The sequence below is a fragment of the Pseudomonas sp. MN1F genome (genome assembly GCF_009391885.1).
In the GTDB taxonomy this organism is placed as follows: Bacteria; Pseudomonadota; Gammaproteobacteria; order Pseudomonadales; family Pseudomonadaceae; genus Aquipseudomonas.
Genome location: NZ_VZII01000016.1, coordinates 43,004 through 62,449 on the forward strand (window position 1 = coordinate 43,004; position 19,446 = coordinate 62,449).

The 19,446-nt window shown below is 63.8% G+C and carries 19 protein-coding genes; 6 read left to right on the top strand and 13 right to left on the bottom strand.

Annotated features, from left to right (window positions below; all coding sequences use genetic code 11):
* Positions 1-8: 8 nt before the first annotated feature.
* Positions 9-1,526 (top strand): apolipoprotein N-acyltransferase, encoded by a 1,518-nt coding sequence (gene lnt / locus F6X59_RS10555; protein WP_152956216.1) that lies wholly within the window; start codon positions 9-11, stop codon positions 1,524-1,526.
* A 64-nt stretch (positions 1,527-1,590) separates the two neighbouring features.
* Here the strand turns inward: lnt and F6X59_RS10560 are convergent, their stop codons facing one another.
* Both F6X59_RS10560 and F6X59_RS10565 read right to left on the bottom strand, forming a co-directional pair.
* Entirely contained in the window at positions 1,591-2,352 is a 762-nt protein-coding gene (locus F6X59_RS10560) for a YdcF family protein (RefSeq protein ID WP_152956217.1), read from the bottom strand.
* Positions 2,353-2,481: 129 nt separating this feature from the next.
* The gene (locus tag F6X59_RS10565) at positions 2,482-2,796 is read right to left on the bottom strand and encodes a hypothetical protein (protein ID WP_152956218.1); all 315 of its coding nucleotides are present in this window, start codon (positions 2,794-2,796) and stop codon (positions 2,482-2,484) included.
* Between the two features lie 229 nt (positions 2,797-3,025).
* Here F6X59_RS10565 and leuS point away from each other — a divergent pair, with 229 nt between their 5' ends.
* The 5 genes from leuS (at position 3,026) to F6X59_RS10590 (ending at position 9,027) form a co-directional block, all read left to right on the top strand.
* Positions 3,026-5,632 carry a leucine--tRNA ligase gene (gene leuS, locus F6X59_RS10570; RefSeq protein ID WP_152956219.1) on the top strand — a complete coding sequence of 869 codons (2,607 nt, stop codon included), beginning with the start codon at positions 3,026-3,028 and terminating at the stop codon, positions 5,630-5,632.
* Positions 5,633-5,693: 61 nt separating this feature from the next.
* Positions 5,694-6,299 (top strand): LPS assembly lipoprotein LptE, encoded by a 606-nt coding sequence (gene lptE / locus F6X59_RS10575; RefSeq protein WP_152956220.1) that lies wholly within the window; start codon positions 5,694-5,696, stop codon positions 6,297-6,299.
* Between the two features lie 37 nt (positions 6,300-6,336).
* Entirely contained in the window at positions 6,337-7,374 is a 1,038-nt protein-coding gene (gene holA, locus F6X59_RS10580; protein WP_152956221.1) for a DNA polymerase III subunit delta, read from the top strand.
* Between the two features lie 111 nt (positions 7,375-7,485).
* A complete protein-coding gene (arfA, locus tag F6X59_RS10585; protein WP_009685838.1) occupies positions 7,486-7,650 on the top strand; it encodes an alternative ribosome rescue factor ArfA in 165 nt (54 codons plus the stop codon).
* A gap of 60 nt (positions 7,651-7,710) precedes the next feature.
* The gene (locus tag F6X59_RS10590; RefSeq protein ID WP_152956222.1) at positions 7,711-9,027 is read left to right on the top strand and encodes a lytic murein transglycosylase; all 1,317 of its coding nucleotides are present in this window, start codon (positions 7,711-7,713) and stop codon (positions 9,025-9,027) included.
* A gap of 33 nt (positions 9,028-9,060) precedes the next feature.
* Here the strand turns inward: F6X59_RS10590 and F6X59_RS10595 are convergent, their stop codons facing one another.
* The 11 genes from F6X59_RS10595 to rsfS form a co-directional block, all read right to left on the bottom strand.
* Positions 9,061-9,999, bottom strand: a complete 939-nt coding sequence (locus F6X59_RS10595; RefSeq protein WP_152956223.1) for an LD-carboxypeptidase — start codon at positions 9,997-9,999, stop codon at positions 9,061-9,063.
* Between the two features lie 82 nt (positions 10,000-10,081).
* Positions 10,082-11,098: a lipoyl synthase gene (gene lipA / locus F6X59_RS10600; RefSeq protein WP_060479209.1), complete on the bottom strand. Its 1,017-nt coding sequence runs from the start codon at positions 11,096-11,098 to the stop codon at positions 10,082-10,084.
* A 2-nt stretch (positions 11,099-11,100) separates the two neighbouring features.
* Complete coding sequence (lipB, locus tag F6X59_RS10605; protein ID WP_152956224.1) at positions 11,101-11,748, bottom strand: lipoyl(octanoyl) transferase LipB; 648 nt, start codon at positions 11,746-11,748, stop codon at positions 11,101-11,103.
* Positions 11,748-12,023 (bottom strand): DUF493 domain-containing protein, encoded by a 276-nt coding sequence (locus tag F6X59_RS10610; protein WP_003249736.1) that lies wholly within the window; start codon positions 12,021-12,023, stop codon positions 11,748-11,750. Before F6X59_RS10610 ends, lipB begins: the two co-directional genes overlap by 1 nt.
* A 73-nt stretch (positions 12,024-12,096) precedes the next feature.
* A complete protein-coding gene (locus F6X59_RS10615) occupies positions 12,097-13,257 on the bottom strand; it encodes a D-alanyl-D-alanine carboxypeptidase family protein (protein ID WP_152956225.1) in 1,161 nt (386 codons plus the stop codon).
* A gap of 209 nt (positions 13,258-13,466) precedes the next feature.
* Positions 13,467-14,468, bottom strand: a complete 1,002-nt coding sequence (locus tag F6X59_RS10620) for a septal ring lytic transglycosylase RlpA family protein (RefSeq protein WP_152956226.1) — start codon at positions 14,466-14,468, stop codon at positions 13,467-13,469.
* A complete protein-coding gene (gene mltB / locus F6X59_RS10625; protein WP_152956227.1) occupies positions 14,468-15,478 on the bottom strand; it encodes a lytic murein transglycosylase B in 1,011 nt (336 codons plus the stop codon). The genes F6X59_RS10620 and mltB overlap by 1 nt, the downstream gene beginning before the upstream one ends.
* Positions 15,479-15,495: 17 nt before the next feature.
* Positions 15,496-16,599 carry a rod shape-determining protein RodA gene (gene rodA, locus F6X59_RS10630; RefSeq protein ID WP_177408561.1) on the bottom strand — a complete coding sequence of 368 codons (1,104 nt, stop codon included), beginning with the start codon at positions 16,597-16,599 and terminating at the stop codon, positions 15,496-15,498.
* Between the two features lie 38 nt (positions 16,600-16,637).
* Positions 16,638-18,527, bottom strand: a complete 1,890-nt coding sequence (gene mrdA / locus F6X59_RS10635; protein WP_152956228.1) for a penicillin-binding protein 2 — start codon at positions 18,525-18,527, stop codon at positions 16,638-16,640.
* A gap of 16 nt (positions 18,528-18,543) precedes the next feature.
* Positions 18,544-19,011 (bottom strand): 23S rRNA (pseudouridine(1915)-N(3))-methyltransferase RlmH, encoded by a 468-nt coding sequence (gene rlmH, locus F6X59_RS10640; protein ID WP_060479215.1) that lies wholly within the window; start codon positions 19,009-19,011, stop codon positions 18,544-18,546.
* Between the two features lie 9 nt (positions 19,012-19,020).
* Positions 19,021-19,443: a ribosome silencing factor gene (gene rsfS / locus F6X59_RS10645; RefSeq protein WP_152956229.1), complete on the bottom strand. Its 423-nt coding sequence runs from the start codon at positions 19,441-19,443 to the stop codon at positions 19,021-19,023.
* Positions 19,444-19,446 lie beyond the last annotated feature (3 nt).

Sequence of the window (19,446 nt, forward strand, 5' to 3'; positions counted from 1 at the left end):
GGACAAACATGCGTTGGATCACCCGCCCCGGCTGGCCCGGTAACCTGCTGGCCCTGGCGGCCGGCGCATCGACCCTTCTGGCCCTGGCGCCGTTCGACATCTGGCCGCTGGCGCTGCTGTCCATCGCCTTGCTCTACCTTGGCCTGCGTGAGCTCAGCCCGCGTCAGGCCATGTGGCGTGGCTGGTGGTTCGGCTTTGGCCTGTACGGCGCAGGCACCTGGTGGATCTACGTCAGCATGAATACCTACGGCGGCGCCTCGCCGTTGCTGGCGATCGTGTTGCTGCTGGCGTTCTTCGCCGCTCTCGCCTGGTTCTTTGCCCTCCCCACCTGGCTATGGGCACGCTGGTTCCGGCGCAATGAGGCGCCCCTGGCCGACGCCCTGTGCTTCGCCGCCCTGTGGCTGCTGCAGGAAGCTTTCCGTGGCTGGTTCCTCACTGGCTTCCCCTGGCTGTACGCCGGTTACAGCCAACTCGATGGCCCGCTGGCGGGCCTTGCGCCGTTGGGTGGCGTGTGGCTGATTTCCTTCGTCCTGGCACTGAGCGCCGCGCTACTGTGCAACCTGCACCGCCTGCGCGAACGCCGCTCGTTCCTGGCCGTCGGCGTGGTACTGCTGCTGGCGCCATGGGTGACAGGCATGGCCCTCAAGGACCACGCCTGGACCACGCCCGCCGGCGACCCGCTCAAGGTTGCAGCCTTGCAAGGCAACGTCGAGCAAGACCTGAAATGGGACCCGGCCCACATCGACGCGCAACTGGCGCTGTACCGCGACATGAGCTTCAGCTCCAGGCCGGTTGACCTGCTGGTGTGGCCGGAAACCGCCGTGCCGGTGCTCAAGGACCAGGCTCAAGGCTATATCGATGTGATGGGCCGCTTTGCTGCCGATCGGCATTCGGCGCTGATCACCGGCGTACCCGTACGTGAAGTGGTGCATCACCAGCGCCGCTACTACAACGGCGTCACCGTGACCGGCGAAGGCGACGGTACCTACCTCAAGCAGAAGCTGGTGCCGTTTGGCGAGTATGTGCCCTTGCAGGACATGCTTCGCGGCGCGATCGAGTTCTTCAACCTGCCGATGTCGGACTTTGCCCGCGGCCCCGCGGACCAGCCACTGCTGCAGGCCAAGGGCTACCAGATTGCGCCGTTCATCTGCTACGAAGTGGTCTACCCCGAGTTCGCTGCAGGCCTGGCGGCACGCAGCGACCTGCTGCTGACCATCAGCAACGATACCTGGTTCGGTACCTCGATCGGCCCGCTGCAACACCTGCAGATGGCCCAGATGCGTGCGCTGGAGGCCGGCCGCTGGATGATCCGCGCCACCAACAACGGCGTGACCGCGCTGATCGACCCGTTTGGCCGGATCACCGCAGAAGTGCCGCAGTTCCAGCGGGCGGTGCTGTATGGCGAAGTGGTGCCGATGCAGCAGCTGACGCCTTACCTGCAGTGGCGGTCCTGGCCGCTGGCGATTCTGTGTGTGCTGTTGCTGGGCTGGGCGTTGCTGGCAGGCCGTATCGCCAAGACTGTTTAAGTCTTCCTGCGCCGGCCTCTTTGCGGGCATCCTCGCGAAGAGGCCGGCACTGGCTACGCAAGGTTCAGTAGAACAACCGATACCCCACCAACCCCACCGCTTCATTGAGCAACTGCCCGCTCTGCCACATGGCCCGGTTCTCCGGCAGCAAGCCACCGAACGGCCGTGCATGATCGCGCCCCAGGAACCCTACCGGCGCCGGTACCACCTCGAACCCGGCCCGTTCGAAACTCCAGCGTGAACGCTGCATATGCCACGCCTGAGTCACCACCACCACCCGGTGAATTCCCAGCGGCTGCAACACCTTGGCGCTCAGCTGGGCGTTCTCCCAGGTGGTCCGACTGGTCTCTTCCTTCCATTTCACCTCGACGGCGAAATCCTCACGCAGGCGGTCCGCCATCAACTGCGCTTCGCTCGGTGGTGTCCCGTAATGCAAGCCGCCGCTGGTCAGCACCGGCAACCCGGAGGCTTTCGCCAGCCGAGCAGCAAAACGCATGCGCTCAAGCGCCGTTGCCGTAGGCTGGTCATCACCGCCCCAGGCCGGGTCACCGCGCTCGCGCCCGGCGCCAAGCACGACGATGGCGTCAGCCCTGCTCGCCAGACCGGCCCAATCACCTGGCGCCAGCGGCGGCTCGGTCTCCAGCAGGCTTGCGGCCTCCTGCACCACCAACGGCAAGCTCATCAACCACAGGCCTCCCAGCCCCACGGCAAAACACAGCGTCGCCAGCCGCGGTCGCCGCCTGCGCAACCACCAGGCCGCGAGCAGCAGCAGGAACAGGACGCCAGGCGGCATCAGCCATTGCTTGATGAAAAAACGAATCGGCATCGACACACCTCCATGGAAGGCGTGCAGCCTATAGAGGATCGACGCCGGTCAACAAGTCCAGGCCGGCGTCGATCTAGGGAAGTGTATTGTAGAACCGGCGCGCAAGCCCGCGCCTGGCGTCCTGAACGGCTAGCGATGCGGCAGCGTCCTGGATCTCGCCGAGTTGGCGGGGCGTTTCTTGTCCTTGAGCCAGATAATCTTGGCCGTTGCCGGTTCCGCTTGCGGGAATGTACCGGCGCAGGCATTGCGGCGTTCCGGGAGGGAATCCAGGTAAGCCTTGATCACTTCGAACTCTGCATGGCTCAAGCCACGCAACTCCAGCTCGGCTGGCATCTCGTCGCGTAATCTTACCGAGGTTCTGGCGACTTCCAGTGCCAGGCCAAGACGGTCGATCAGGCGTTCGTAAAGCTCCGGTTTGATTGCGGGTAGCTGCGTCTCTCCCATCCGTTCACCTCATTGAAGATAAAGAATATCTCCCCCCACACCTGAGCTTAGCGGCGCTGTAAAAAGCAGCCGGATGCCGCGACCAGCGGGCATTCGCAATCAAGGTTTCCCACGATGCGCGGCGCTGCTGTATGCTACGGCGTTCACTCTAAAACGACACCGGAGTGCCGGACGCAGCGAGGTTCCGCTGCCTGGAACAAGGTCTCTTCTCTCTCAGCAAAAAGTAGCCATGCACGAACAATACACGCCCCGTGATATCGAAGCCGCCGCCCAGAACTTCTGGGACGAGCAACAATCGTTCGCTGTTACCGAACAGCCAGGCAAGGAAACGTACTACTGCCTGTCGATGTTCCCGTACCCGAGCGGCAAGCTACACATGGGCCACGTGCGCAACTACACCATCGGTGACGTGATTGCCCGCTACCAGCGCATGCTGGGCAAGAACGTCCTGCAGCCAATGGGCTGGGACGCTTTCGGCATGCCCGCGGAAAACGCGGCGATGAAAAACAACGTTGCCCCGGCCAAGTGGACGTACGAAAACATCGACTACATGAAGACCCAGCTCAAGAGCCTGGGCCTGGCCATCGACTGGGCGCGTGAAGTCACCACCTGCAAGCCGGACTACTACCGCTGGGAACAGTGGCTGTTCACCCGCCTGTTCGAGAAAGGCATTATCTACCGCAAGAACGGGACCGTGAACTGGGACCCGGCCGACCAGACCGTACTGGCCAACGAGCAGGTCATCGACGGCCGCGGCTGGCGTTCGGGCGCGCTGATCGAGAAGCGCGAAATCCCGATGTACTACTTCCGCATCACCGACTACGCCGACGAGCTGCTGGAAAGCCTCGACGAGCTGCCGGGCTGGCCTGAGCAGGTCAAGACCATGCAGCGCAACTGGATCGGCAAGTCGCGCGGCATGGAAGTGCAGTTCCCGTTCGACCAGGCCAGCATTGGCCATGAAGGCACGCTGAAAGTCTTCACCACCCGTCCGGACACCCTGATGGGTGCCACTTATGTTGCCGTTGCCGCCGAGCACCCGCTGGCCACCCAGGCCGCCCAGGGCAACCCGGCGCTGCAGGCGTTCATCGACGAATGCAAGAGCGGCAGCGTCGCCGAGGCCGACATGGCCACCCAGGAGAAGAAGGGCATGCCCACTTCCCTGTTCGTCGAGCACCCGCTGACCGGCGAGAAGCTGCCGGTGTGGGTCGCCAACTACGTGCTGATGCACTACGGCGATGGCGCCGTAATGGCAGTGCCGGCCCACGACGAGCGCGACTTCGAGTTCGCCCACAAGTACAACCTGCCGGTCAAGGCCGTGGTGCGCACCAGCGCGGGCGATGACGTCGGCAGCGAATGGCTGGCTGCCTATGGCGAGCATGGCCAGCTGATCAACTCCGCCGAGTTCGACGGCCTGGACTTCGCTGGCGCCTTCGACGCCATCGAAGCGGCCCTGATCCGCAAGGAACTGGGCAAATCGCGCACCCAGTTCCGCCTGCGCGACTGGGGCATCAGCCGCCAGCGTTACTGGGGCTGCCCGATCCCGATCATCCACTGCCCGTCGTGCGGCGACGTGCCAGTGCCAGAAGACCAGCTGCCGGTTACCCTGCCGGAAAACGTGGTGCCGGACGGCGCCGGTTCGCCGCTGGCGCGCATGCCTGAGTTCTATGAGTGCAGCTGCCCGAAATGCGGTGTCGCGGCCAAGCGCGAAACCGACACCATGGACACCTTCGTCGAGTCGTCCTGGTACTTCGCCCGCTACGCTTCGCCGAACTACGAAGGTGGCATGGTCGACCCGAAAGCGGCCAACCACTGGCTGCCGGTCGACCAGTACATCGGCGGTATCGAGCACGCGATCCTGCACCTGCTGTACGCGCGCTTCTTCCACAAGCTGATGCGTGACGAAGGCCTGGTCACCTCCAACGAGCCATTCAAGAACCTGCTGACCCAGGGCATGGTGGTCGCCGAGACCTACTACCGCGTGGCCAGCAACGGCGGCAAGGACTGGTTCAACCCGGCCGACGTCGAGATCGAGCGCGATGCCAAGGCCAAGATCATCGGTGCCCGCCTGAAGACCGACGGCCTGCCGGTGGAAATTGGCGGCACCGAGAAGATGTCGAAGTCGAAGAACAACGGCGTCGACCCGCAATCGATGATCGACCAGTACGGCGCCGACACCTGCCGCCTGTTCATGATGTTTGCCTCGCCGCCTGATGCCAGCCTGGAGTGGTCCGACTCCGGCGTCGAAGGTGCCAGCCGCTTCCTGCGCCGTGTCTGGCGCCTGGCCCAGGCCCATGTCGCACAAGGCCTGCCGGGCAAGCTGGATGTCGCCGCCCTGGACGACGCGCAGAAGGTCATCCGCCGCGCCATCCACGCCGCGATCAAGCAGGCCAGCACCGACGTCGGCCAGTACCACAAATTCAATACCGCCATCGCCCAGGTGATGACCGTGATGAACGTGCTGGAAAAGGCCCCACAGGCCAGCGAACAGGACCGTGCCCTGCTGCAGGAAGGCCTGGAGGCCGTGACCCTGCTGCTGGCGCCGATCACCCCGCACATCTCCCACGAGCTGTGGAAGCAGCTGGGCCACGACCAGGCTGTCATCGACGCTGGCTGGCCGGCGGTCGACGAGAGCGCCCTGGTGCAGGACAGCATCACCCTGGTGGTGCAGGTCAACGGCAAGCTGCGCGGCCAGGTGGAAATGCCCGCCGCCGCCAGCCGCGAGGAAGTCGAAGCCGCTGCCCGCAGCAACGAAAACGTCCTGCGCTTCATCGATGGCCTGACCATCCGCAAGGTCATCGTGGTACCGGGCAAACTGGTCAACATCGTCGCCAACTGATGGCAACGCCCACCTGCACCCGGTGCGGGTGGGCGGTATCGGCCCACAAGGGAGCAACAACATGATCAAACGCAATCTGCTGGTAATGGGCCTGGCTGTCCTGCTCAGCGCCTGCGGTTTCCAGCTGCGCGGCACCGGCACCAATGCCCTGAGCGTCAAGGAGATGGACGTCAGCGCGCGCAACGCCTACGGCCAGACCGTGGTGCAATTGCGCCAGGTACTTGAGCGCAGTGGCGTCAATGTGCACGCCGGCGCACCTTATCGCCTGGTACTGACCAACGAGCAGGAAAACTCGCGCTCGGCCAGCTATACCGGTGGTAACCGCACTGCCGAGTATGAACTCACCACCACGCTCAACTACAGCATCCTGGGCCTGAACAACCTCGAACTGCTGAGCGACAAGGTAGAAGTACGCAAGGTCTACGTGCGTGACGGCTCCAACATCAACGGCTCCGATCAGGAAGCCCAGCGCTCGCGCGAAGAGATGCGTCGCGACCTGGTGCAGTCGATGGTCGCGCGCCTGCAACTGCTGAGCCCTGCGCAGCTTGATGAGCTGCAACGCAAGGCAGACGCACGTGCCAAGGCCGAAGCCGATGCACTGGAGGCAGCGCGCCGCCAGCAGGCGGAAACGCCGCAGCAGTCGCCTCTGGAAGTCCCGGGCAACTAAGCCCGAGCGGGGCACTTCGGTGCCCCGCCTGCTCCCCATGAAGCTCGCCCCCGCCCAACTCAACAAGCACCTGCAAGGCAGCCTGGCCCCGGTCTACGTGGTCAGCGGCGACGACCCACTGCTGTGCCAGGAAGCCGCCGACGCCATCCGCAATGCGGCGCGCCAGCAGGGTTTTGACGAACGCCAGGTGTTCAGCGCCGACGCCAACTTCGACTGGGGCACCTTGCTGCAAGCGGGCGCCAGCTTGTCGCTGTTCGCCCAGCGGCGCCTGCTGGAGCTGCGCTTGCCTTCGGGCAAGCCCGGTGACAAGGGCGCTGCGGCGCTCATGGAGTACTGCGCCAGGCCCGCCGAAGACACCCTGCTGCTGATCAGCTTGCCCAAGCTCGATGGCAGCGCGCAGAAGACCAAGTGGGGCAAGGCCCTGATCGAAGGTGCCCACTGCCAGTTCATCCAGATCTGGCCGGTCGATGCCCAGCACTTGCCCCAGTGGATCAACCAGCGCCTGTCCCAGGCCGGGCTGTCGGCCCAACGCGATGCCGTCGACCTGATCGCCGCGCGGGTCGAAGGCAACTTGCTGGCTGCTGCCCAAGAGATCGAAAAGCTCAAGCTGCTGGCAGACGGCAACCAGATCACCGTCGAAACGGTGCAGGCGGCAGTTGCCGACAGTGCGCGCTTCGATGTCTTCGGGCTGGTGGATGCCATCCTCAATGGCGAAGCCGCGCATGCCCTGCGCATGCTCGAAGGCCTGCGCGCAGAAGGTGTGGAGCCGCCGGTGATTCTTTGGGCGCTGGCCCGTGAACTGCGCCTGCTGGCCGGGCTTGCGCAACAGTTCAGCCAAGGTGTGCCGCTGGACAAGGCTTTCAGCCAGGCGCGCCCACCAGTGTGGGACAAACGCCGACCACTGGTCAGCAAGGCCCTGCAGCGCCTCTCGGCGCAGCGTTGGGCGCAACTGCTGCAGGATGCCCAGCGTATCGATGCGCAGATCAAGGGGCAGGCCGAAGGCTCGCCCTGGACCGGCTTGTCGCGATTGGCGCTGTTGATGGCCGGCCAGCGATTGGTACTTCCTTCGCAATAGCTGGGGCCGCTTGGCGCCCCAGGACCTCAGCCATATATACAATCAATTGGCCCCACCCTGCCTCAAGCCCTAAAGTCCGCCCCGAAAGCCATCCAAGCAGGGAACCCCGCCATGAGCAAAAAGCCGAAAAAACACGGCCCCAACAAGGCCAAGTCGATCATCGCCCAACCACTGTTCCGCTGCCGCCAGGAACAACCAGAGAAGGGCAAAGGCAGCTACCGCCGCGAAGCCTTCCAATCGAGAGATTGGGAGGCTTCTTACTTTTTAGCCGCATGAAAGCATCGCAAGCGCAGGCATGGTATGGTCGGCACCTGACCTGCAATTCTGGATCTGTGCATGCTCTTGAGTCTTCTCCCCCGTTGGAATTCCCGCCAGGTACTCGCGGCCTCCAGCTTCATCCTGCTCGTCGCCTGCGCGGAAAAACCTACCGCCGCCGACGCCCTGCCGCTGGCCCCAGCCCAGCCCGCCCCGGTCGTTACCCTGCCTGGCGCCACGCCCGACGTCAGCACTGAAATCCAGCCCCTGCAAACCTTCGCCCAATGGCAAGCCGGTTTCCGCCAGCAGGCACTGCAGGCCGGCATCGCGTCGAACACCTTCGACCGTGCGTTTCTCGGCGTCACGCCAGACATGGACGTGATCAAGGCCGACCGCAGTCAGCCCGAATTCACCCGCCCGGTGTGGGAATACCTTGATGGCGCGCTGTCGCCCCTGCGCGTGCGCAACGGCAAAAAGTTGCTGGAACAGAACACCGAACTGCTGGCCCGCATCGAGCAGCGCTATGGCGTCGACCGCCAGGCGCTGGTCGCGGTGTGGGGCATGGAAAGCAACTTCGGCCAGTTCCAGGGCAGCAAGTCAGTGATCCGCTCGCTGGCTACCCTGGCCTATGAAGGGCGCCGTCCACAGTTCGCCCAGGACCAGCTGATCGCCGCCCTGCAGATCATCCAGCATGGCGATATCCAGCCTGAGTCCATGCGTGGTTCGTGGGCCGGCGCCATGGGCCAGACCCAGTTCATCCCGACCACCTACAACACGTATGCGGTGGACTTCGACGGTGACGGCCGCCGTGATATCTGGAACAGCACACCCGATGCCCTGGCCTCGACAGCCAACTACCTGCAAAGCTCGGGCTGGAAGCATGGCCAGCCGTGGGGCTTCGAAGTGCAGGTGCCAGCAGGCTTCGACTATTGGCAAGCCGATGGCGCGCTGCGCAAGCCGGTCTACGAATGGTTGCAGATGGGCGTGAAACTGCCGGCAGGTACCCAGCTGCCAGCGGGCAGCAATGAGCTGTCGGCGGCCCTGCTGTTGCCGGCTGGCGCCCGTGGGCCGGCGTTCCTGGTGCTGGACAACTTCCGCGCGATCCTCAAATACAACAACTCGTCGTCCTATGCCTTGGCAGTGAGCCTGCTGGGTGATCGCTTCTCGGGCTGGGGCTTCATCAGCGGCAGCTGGCCGAAGGAAGACCTGCCATTGAGCCGCAGCGAGCGGATGGAGTTGCAGAACCTGTTGAATGCCAAGGGGCATGAGGCGGGCAACCCGGATGGCATCATCGGGGCCAATACCCGCAAGGCCATCCGTAATGCCCAGCAGGGCCTGGGATGGCCGGCGGATGGCTATCCGACCCACAAGCTGCTCGATAGCCTGCGTCAGCGCTGAGGTCATTGGGGCCGCTTGGCGGCCCCGGCGATCTCAAAGCTTGAACAGGTCCTGGCCCAACACCAGTGTCTGCCGCTCACTGTCCAGCCTCACCCAGGCCCCCAGCGGCAAGCACACATTCGGGTCACAATGCCCGCTGCGCCACCCGGCCAGCACCGGCACGCACAGCGGCCCGAAAGTCTCTTCCAGCAGCGGCGCCAACGCTGCTACGGTAATCCCGGCAAAATCCCCCACCAGCACGCCCTTGATGCCCTCCAGCTTGCCTGCCAGGCGCAAGTGGGTCAGCAACCGGTCCACCCGATAAAGCGGCTCGTTGACGTCTTCGATGAACAGGATGCAGCCCTGCGTATCAATCTCCGCGACCGTCCCAAGGGTCGCGCTCAGCATCGACAGATTGCCACCGAGCAGGCGCCCGCTGGCAGCCCCAGGCACCACGCAGTTCAAGGCGAAATCAGCCGGATGGACAATTTCATCCCCCTCCCCCAGCAGCCCGCCCAGTTGCGCCAGCAGCGATGACTCGGTCGGCTGCAACTTGGCGCCCAACAGGTCGGCATTGAGCATCGCGCCGTGGAAAGTGAGCAGCCCGGTACGCTGGTATATCGCCGTGTGCAGCGCGGTGATGTCGCTGTAGCCGATCAGCGGCTTGGGGTTGCGGCGGATCAGCTCGAAATCGAGCCGATCGAGCAGGCGCATGCTGCCATAACCACCGCGCATGCACAGGATCGCGTCGACCTCGGGATCGGCAAATGCCGCATGCAGGTCCTGCAGGCGCTGCTCATCGCTACCGGCCAGGTATCCCTTAGCCTCATGAACGCCCGGGTAGATCCGGCAGCGGTAGCCACGCTCGGCGAACCACTGGCCAGCCTTCTGCGCATCCAGTCGCGCCGGCCCGGCCGGAGCGACGATGGCGAAGCAGGCATTGTCCGCCAGTGCCCTGGGCAAACGGGATTCCGTGGTTTCAGCGCAATTCATCGCAGCTCCTGTCTAGACAGCAAAAACAAAAATGCCGATGCCGCCTCTCAGCGTGCATCGGCATGTTCAACTCAAGCCCGGATCAGAGCTTGATCTTGGCTTCGTGCGCCTGCTGGTCGGCGTGGTACGACGAACGTACCAACGGGCCGGAAGCGACGTTCTTGAAGCCCATCTTGTAGCCTTCCTCGGCGAACCAGGCGAAGGTGTCCGGGTGGACAAAACGCTGTACCGGCAGGTGGCTGCGCGACGGCTGCAGGTACTGGCCGAGGGTCAGCATGTCGATGTCGTGCTCGCGCATGCGGTGCATCACCTCGATCACTTCCTCGTCGGTCTCACCCAGGCCGAGCATCAGGCCCGACTTGGTCGGTACATGCGGAACCATCTGCTTGAACTTCTGCAGCAGGTCCAGCGACCAGTCGTAGTCCGAACCGGGACGCGCGGCCTTGTACAGGCGCGGTACGGTTTCCAGGTTGTGGTTGAACACATCTGGCGGCGTCTGTGCGGTGATTTCCAGGGCGACGTCCATGCGGCCGCGGTAGTCGGGGACCAGGGTCTCCAGCTGCACGCCAGGCGACAATGCACGGATTTCGCGAATGCAGTCGGCGAAGTGCTGGGCACCGCCGTCACGCAGGTCATCGCGGTCAACCGAGGTGATCACCACGTACTTCAGGCGCAGGTCGGCGATGGCCACGGCCAGGTTCTTCGGCTCGTCCAGGTCCAGCGGCTTCGGCCGACCGTGGCCGACGTCGCAGAACGGGCAGCGACGGGTGCAGATGTCGCCCATGATCATGAAGGTCGCGGTGCCACCGGAGAAGCACTCGCCCAGGTTCGGGCAGGACGCCTCTTCGCACACGCTGTGCAGCTTGTGCTTGCGCAGCAGCTGCTTGATGCGGTCGACTTCCGGGGATACCGGGATGCGCACGCGGATCCAGTCAGGCTTTTTCGGCAGTTCGTCGGTGGGGATGATCTTCACCGGGATACGCGCAACCTTTTCGGCGCCACGCAGTTTTACCCCGGCTTCCACTTTCTTCGGCGCTGGGCGCGCGGTGGCATCCTGGGTAGGTGTCAGGTTCGGCACGGCTTCTTGCACAGTTGTCATATTCAGTCGATTCCGCCCGTAAGGGTCGTCTGCTCAGCATAGTCGAGGTGCCTGACCAGCTGTCCGCGCAGCCTTGTCCTGACCTCGTCGAGTTCGATCGGACCTGCCAGGTCGCGCAACTGGGTCATGGCCAGCCCCGCATACCCACAGGGGTTGATTCGGCGGAATGGAGCCAGGTCCATGTCCACGTTCAGAGCAAGGCCGTGGAAGGAACGGCCGTTGCGGATTCGCAGGCCGAGGGAGGCGATTTTCGCTCCGTCGACATAGACACCCGGCGCATCGGGCTTGGCCACGGCGTTGACACCGTAGCTGGCGAGCAAGTCGATCAGGGTCTGCTCGATACGGCTGACCAGCTCGCGCACGCCAAAGCCCAGGCGGCGCACGTCCAGCAGCAGGTAGGCCACCAGCTGCCCGGGGCCATGGTAGGTCACCTGGCCGCCGCGGTCGGTCTGCACCACCGGAATGTCGCCTGGCACCAGCAGGTGCTCGGCCTTGCCGGCCTGGCCCTGGGTGAAGACCGCGGGGTGCTCGACCAGCCAGATTTCGTCCTGGCTGTCCGGGCTTCGCTGCTCGGTGAAGCGCCGCATGGCCTCCAGCACCGGTTCATAGGGCTGCAGGCCAAGCTCGCGAATACCGAGGCAACGCGACATCAGAGCACCATTTTCACGATGCCGGTGGCACGCAGGGCACTGTTGATGTCGTGCAGCTGGTTCTCGCTTTCAGCGACGATGTGCAATTGCACGGTGGTGTATTTGCCTTCCTTGCTCTGGCGCTCGGCCAGGGTGGAAAGGTCGACCTTCGCGTGCTTGCTCAGGATCTCGATTACCGTGTCCTTGAAGCCGACAACGGTGTCGCCGATTACCTTGATCGGGTAATCGTCGCAGGGGAATTCGATTTTGTGCGACTTGACGTCAGGTTCGCTCATGGCGGAAACGGCCTCGTAAGCCGTGGCAACAACAACGCCCCCGCAGGATGCGCGGGGGCTTGCAGGTCACGTATCAGTTGAACAACCCGTAGAAGAATAGACGGATGCTATCCCACATACGGCGGAAGAAACCACCTTCCTCGACGCCATCGAGGGCGATCAGGTCGGCGCTGTGAACCACGTTCTCGTCCAGTTTGACTTCCACTTTGCCGATCACGTCACCTTTGGCGATCGGTGCGGTGAGCTGCGGGTTCATGGTCATCGAAGCCTGCAGGCGCTTCAATTGGCCTTTAGGCATAGTCATGGTCAGGTCGTTGGCCAGGCCAGCCTTGACTTGACTGGTAGCGCCCTTCCAGACCGGAGCCTGGGTCAGCTCGGTGCCCTTCTGGTAGAAGGTCTGGGTTTCGAAGAAGCGGAAACCGTAGGTCAGCAGCTTCTGGGTCTCGGCAGCACGGGCTTGCTCGCTGTTGGTGCCGAACACCACGGCGATCAGGCGCTGGCCGTCACGTACGGCCGAAGCCACCATGCAGTAGCCGGCTTCTTCGGTGTGGCCGGTTTTCAGACCGTCGACGGTCTTGTCACGCCACAGCAGCAGGTTGCGGTTCGGCTGCTTGATGTTGTTCCAGAAGAACTCTTTCTGCGAGTAGATGGCGTAGTGGGCCGGGTCGATGGTGATGATCGCGCGGGCCAGCAGGGCCATGTCGTGAGCCGAGGAGTAGTGCTCTGGGTTCGGCAGGCCGGTCGGGTTCATGAAGTGGCTGTTGGACATGCCCAGTTCGGCAGCGGTCTTGTTCATCATGTCGGCGAAGGCGTCTTCGCTGCCGGCGATGTGCTCGGACAGGGCGACCGAGGCATCGTTGCCCGACTGGATGATGATGCCGTGCAGCAGGTCGCTGACGGTGACCTGGCTACCGACCTTGATGAACATGCGCGAACCGCCGGTACGCCAGGCGTTTTCGCTGACGGTGACCGGGTCGTTCTCGCCAATCTGGCCACGACGGATGTCGACGGTGGCGATGTAGGCGGTCATCAGCTTGGTCAGGCTGGCTGGTGGCAGGCGCTCGTCACCGTTGTTCTCGACCAGCACGTTGCCGCTGGACGCGTCCATGAGTACGTAGGACTTGGCTGCCAGTTGCGGTGGCGCCGGCATCATCTGCTCTGCTGCGAAGGCAGCAGGCGTGAGCATCAGCAGTACGGGCAGGCAAAGTCGTTTGGCAAGGTTGGTGATGTTCATCCGTCTCTCGAAAATCGCTAATGGTCTGATGTTCCCTGGGCCACATCGTGTGCCCAGCGCCAGTCAGTCTAGTTTTTGTGGCCGTCGGCCTGGCCCACGAACTGCGGCTTTATGTCGCTGCGGGCAAAAGCCGACATTGTACATGGCCGGGGCCGGCAATTCATGACAAAACCGACAGTTTGTGGGGGGCAAGGCCCCCACAAGAACTGTCAGTCAGCTGTGACCAGCTTGGCCTGGCCAAGGTTCGCCAGGCGAATGCTGTCCTGTGCCTGCTGGATCTCGCCCTGGCTGCTGAACGGCCCCAGGCGCACACGATGCAGGGTTTGCTGGTTACGCACGATGGAGCTGATGAACACCGGCGCGCTGACCATGGTACTGAGCTTGGAACGCAGCAGTTCGGCGGCATCCGGGTTGGCGAAGGCACCCACCTGGAGAACGTTGCCAGCACCGCCGGCCGCTACGTAGTTGTTAGCCACCTGCACCGGCACCACCGGCGCCGCGTGTTGCTGCGGTGGCGGGGTCCATTGCTCGACGCGACCGGTACTGGCCGGGATCGCCTGGGTCTGGGCAACCTGCGGCTCCTTGAGCATCAGCGGCGGCTGCTGGCCTTTCTGCGCCCACCATTGCTGCGGGTCGATGCCTTCAACGCGCACGTGAGCGGTACCGATCTCGGCGTAACCGAGCTTCTTCGCCGCCGCGTAGGACAGGTCGATGATGCGGTCGGAGTAGAACGGGCCACGGTCGTTGACGCGCAGGATCACGCTGCGGCCGTTGGCCAGGTTGGTCACCCGCACGTAGGCCGGCAGTGGCAGGGTCTTGTGCGCCGCGCTCATGCCGTACAGGTCATAGAGCTCGCCGTTGGCGGTGTTCTGCCCGTGGAACTTGGTGCCATACCACGATGCGGTGCCCTCGGCGCGGTAGTTGCGCGCGTCCTGCATCGGGTAGTAGGTCTTGCCCAGCACGGTATAGGGGTTGGCCTTGTAGGCACCGGTGTGCACGGTTGGCGTGGCGTCAGGGATCTTGTTGACGTCCACGTCCCACCACGGTGCGCCGTCCTTGTGTGCCCGGTTGATGTCCAGGCCAGGCTGCGAGCGGACTACGTTGCCGCCGCCCTGGGAGGTCGGGCGGCTGGAGGAACAGCTGACCAGCAGCACGCCAACGGTCATGCAGGTCAGCAGTTTGAAGGTGTTGGCAGAGAAGATTGCACGCATTACTTGACACCCCGTACCTGGACCAGCTGCTCGGCAAGCTGATGCACCGCCATGGCATACATCACGCTGCGGTTGTAGCGAGTGATCGCGTAGAAATTCTTCAGGCCCATCCAGTACTCGGGGCCGTTGTCGCCTTCCAGGCGGAAAGCAGTCACCGGCAGATCATCGCGCAGCGCATCATGGCTCGACCAGCCCAGCGCCCGCAACTCCCCGACTGTCTTGACCGGCTCGATTCCGCTGGTGACGCCCTCGTCAACCCGCGTCCCACTGACCTGGGCGCGGCTGACCACGCCCTCGCCGGCCACCCAGCCATGGCGCTTGAAGTAGCTGGCCACGCTGCCGATGGCATCGTCGGGGTTGTTCCAGATATTGATGTGGCCGTCACCGTCGAAGTCCACCGCGTAGTTGCGGAAGCTGCTCGGCATGAACTGCGGCAGGCCCATGGCGCCGGCGTAGGAACCCTTGAGGTTGAGCGGGTCGATCTGCTCGTCACGGGCCAGCAGGAGGAATTCGCGCAGCTCCTTGCGGAAGAATTCGGCACGCGGCGGGTAATCGAAGGCCAGGGTCGACAAGGCATCGATCACCCGGTAGTTGCCGGTGTTGCGACCGAAGAAGGTCTCCACGCCGATGATCGCGACGATGTACTGCGCCGGCACGCCATATTCTTGCTCGGCTCGGGCCAGCACCGCCTCGTGCTGGCGCCAGAAGTCCACACCACGGGCAATGCGCGCGTCAGTGATGAACATCGGCCGGTATTCCTTCCACGGCTTGACCCGTTCGGCCGGGCGCGAGATGGCGTCGAGGATCGACTGCTTGCGCTGCACCTCACGGAATACACCGTTCAATTGCTCGGGGGCAAAGCCGTAATCGCGGCTCATCTGGAGAACGAACTCGGTCACCTGCGGCGAGCCGTCGTAGTCGCCGGCCTGGGCCAGCTGTACAGCGCCGAACAGGCCCACCGCGCCGATCCACGGCGCACAACGGGCAGCCCAGTTACGCACTGCTTGCATGAAATTCTTCACCTTATTCAAACCTGCGCGATCCATTTGCGGTGCGTGTGGATCGACATCAGAACGCCAAACGCTGACAGCAGCGTCACCAACGAAGTTCCGCCATAGCTAATGAAGGGCAGCGGCACCCCCACCACAGGCAACAGGCCGCTGACCATACCAATATTGACGAACACATAAACAAAGAAGGTCATGGTCAGGCTGCCCGCCAGCAGCTTGCCGAACAGGGTCTGCGCCTGCGCGGTGATCATCAGGCCGCGGCCGATCAGCAGCAGGTAGACGATCAGCAGCAGGCAGATGCCGACCAGGCCGAACTCCTCACCAAGCACCGCAATGATGAAGTCGGTGTGGCTCTCGGGCAGGAAGTCCAGGTGCGACTGGGTACCCAGCAGCCAGCCCTTGCCGAACACGCCACCGGAGCCGATGGCGGCCTTCGACTGGATGATGTTCCAGCCGGTACCCAGCGGGTCGCTTTCCGGGTCGAGGAAGGTCAGTACCCGCTGCTTCTGGTAGTCGTGCATCACGAAAAACCACATCGCCACCGCTACCGGCACGGCCGCGGCCAGCACGCTGAGGATCCAGCGCCAGCGCAGGCCACCCATGAACAGCACAAATGCACCGGAGGCAAGAATCAGCAGCGCCGTGCCCAGGTCAGGCTGACGGACGATAAGAATGAACGGCACGCCGATCAACACCAGGCTTATTGCCACGTGTTTCAGGTGCGGCGGCAAGGTGCGCTTGGACAGGTACCAGGCGATGGTCGCCGGCATGATGATCTTGAGGAATTCCGAGGGCTGGAAGCGGATCACCCCGGGGATGTTGATCCAGCGTGTGGCGCCCATCGCGTTGTGGCCCATGACGTCCACCACCACCAGCAGGAACACCCCGACCAGATACGCCAGCGGCACCCAGCGGGCCATGAAGCGCGGCTCCAGCTGGGCGATGACGAACATCGAGACCAGGCCGATGCCGAACGAGGTGGCCTGCTTGAGCAGCAGGTCCCAGTTCTTGCCACTGGCCGAATAGAGGACGAACAGGCTGCCGGCCGCGAGGGTCAGCAGGATGATCAGCAAGGGGCCGTCGATGTGGATGCGCTGCAGGAAGCTGGCGCGTCGACGCATCACGTCCTCGCTGGAGAGCATGCGATCGAAATTGTTCTTCACTGGGCCGTTTCCTGGGCGACGGTGGCGGGCGCGAATTCGCTTTTCAGCCGGCCGCTCTCGTCGAGCAGCCAGGCATCCATGATCTGCCGCACCACTGGCGCAGCAACGCCAGAGCCGGACTCACCGTTCTCGACCATCACCGAGACCACGATCTTCGGATCGTCGGCCGGGGCAAAGGCCACGAACAGCGCGTGGTCGCGGTGGCGCTCCTGGAGTTTGTTGCGGTCGTACTTCTCGCCTTGCTTGATCGCCACCACCTGGGCGGTACCGCTCTTGCCGGCGATGCGGTACTGGGCACCGGTTGCCGCCTTGCGCGCGGTGCCGCGGGCGTTGTGCATCACCTGCTCCATGCCGTGGGTAACCTTGGCCCAGTCGGACTTGTCGCGCAGGACGATGTCCTCCATGGGGTTGGGGTCCACCGGCGGCTGGCCCTCGATGGTCTTGGCCAGGTGCGGACGGTTCCACACGCCCTTGTTGGCGATCAGTGCAGTGGCCTGGGCCAGCTGCAGCGGCGTGGCCTGCATGTAGCCCTGGCCGATGCCGAGAATCAGCGTTTCACCCGGGAACCAGGCCTGGCGACGGGTGGCGCGCTTCCACTCGCGCGACGGCATCAGCCCGGGCGACTCCTCGAACATGTCGAGGGCAACCTTTTGGCCGATGCCGAACTTGTTCATGTAACTGGACAGCCGATCAATACCCATCTTGTGGGCAAGGTCGTAGAAGTAGGTGTCGTTGGAGCGCATGATCGCGGTGTCCAGGTCGACCCAGCCGTCACCGGTGCGGTTCCAGTTACGGTATTTGTGGTCGTAGTTGGGCAACTGGTAGTAGCCCGGGTCGAATACCCGGCTGCTGGCGTTGACCACCCCGCTGTCGAGGCCGGCAATGGCCACCGCCGGCTTGATGGTCGAACCCGGCGGGTACAGGCCGCGCAGCACGCGGTTGAACAGTGGCCGGTCGATCGAGTCGCGCAGCTCGGCATAGGCCTTGAAGCTGATGCCGGTGACGAACAGGTTGGGGTCGAAGCTCGGCTGGCTGACCATTGCCAGCACCTCACCGGTACGCGGGTCGAGCGCTACCACGGCGCCGCGCCGGCCACCCAGGGCGGCCTCGGCGGCTTCCTGCAGCTTGATGTCGAGGCTCAGCACGATGTCCTTGCCCGGCTTCGGGTCGGTGCGCTTGAGCACCCGCAATACGCGGCCCCGGGCATTGGTCTCGACTTCCTCGTAACCAACCTGGCCGTGCAGTTCGGGCTCGTAGAAGCGCTCGATGCCGGTCTTGCCGATGTGGTGGGTGCCGCTGTAGTTCACCGGATCGAGGGTTTTCAGCTCTTTTTCGTTGATCCGCCCGACATAACCGACCGAATGAGCGAAGTGCGCGCCCTGTGGGTAGTGGCGCACCAACTGAGCGACCACTTCCACCCCCGGCAGGCGGAACTGGTTGACCGCCACGCGGGCGATCTGCTCTTCGTTCAACTCGAACAGGATCGGCACCGGCTCGAACGGCCGACGCCCCTGCTTCATGCGCTTCTCGAACAGTGCCCGATCGTCCGCCGTGAGGTCCAGCACTTCGACGATGGTATCCAGCACTTCCTGCCAATTACCCGCACGTTCGCGGGTCATCGACAGGCTGAAGCTAGGCCGGTTGTCGGCGACGATCACCCCGTTGCGGTCGAAGATCAGCCCGCGAGTCGGCGGAATCGGCTGCACATGCACCCGGTTGTTCTCCGACAGCGTCGAGTGATAGTCGTACTGGATGATCTGCAGGTAGTACAGCCGCGCGACCAGCACGCAGATGAGCAGCATGACCGCCACCGCGCCGACCACGACGCGGTTACGCACCAGGCGGGCGTCTTTCTCGTGGTCCTTGAGACGGATCGGCTGCGACATCGGACTGCTTACAGGCTCATTTGTGGTAAGGGTGCCCGGACAATACCGTCCAGGCGCGGTAGATCTGCTCGCCGATGAGTATCCTTACCAACGGGTGCGGCAGGGTCAGCGGCGACAGCGACCAGCGTTGCTCGGCGCGCGCGCAGACCTCAGGCGCCAGCCCCTCCGGGCCGCCCACCATCAAATTCACCGTGCGCGAGTCCAGGCGCCAGCGGTCCAGCTCGCTCGCCAGCTGCTCGGTACTCCAAGGCTTGCCATGGACCTCGAGGGTGACGATGCGTTCCCCAGGCTGAACCTTGCTCAGCATGGCCTCGCCCTCCTGACGGATCAGGCGGGCGACGTCGGCATTCTTGCCACGGGTGTTCAGCGGGATTTCCACCAGCTCGAGCGACAGCTCCTGGGGCAGGCGCTTGGCATATTCATGCCAGCCTTCCTCGACCCACTTGGGCATGCGCGAGCCGACCGCGATCAGGCGCAGACGCACGACGCTTCCTTATTCCCGGTCTTTGAGTTTGTCGGTGAAGTAGTCGCTGGCGTTTTCCGGGCTGTGGTGCTTGGCATCGGCCGCACGGCTCTGTTCGGCGCCCAGCCACAGGCGCTCCAGGTCGTAGAACTGACGGGCAGCAGCGGTCATCATGTGCACGATGACGTCGTTCAGGTCCAGCAGCACCCAGTCGCTGTCGCCCTTGCCTTCTTCACCCAGAGGCTGCGCGCCCTCTTTCTTGACCGTTTCACGGACCTTTTCCAGCATCGCGTTGATCTGGCGGTTGGAGGTACCGGTGGCAATGATCATGTAGTCGGTCAGGCTGTGCTTCTCGCGCACGTCGATGACCTGGATGTCCTGGGCCTTGACGTCTTCCAGGGCGCTGATGGTCAGTTTGACCAGTGCTTCGCCATTGATTTTCTGCTTGCTCATATA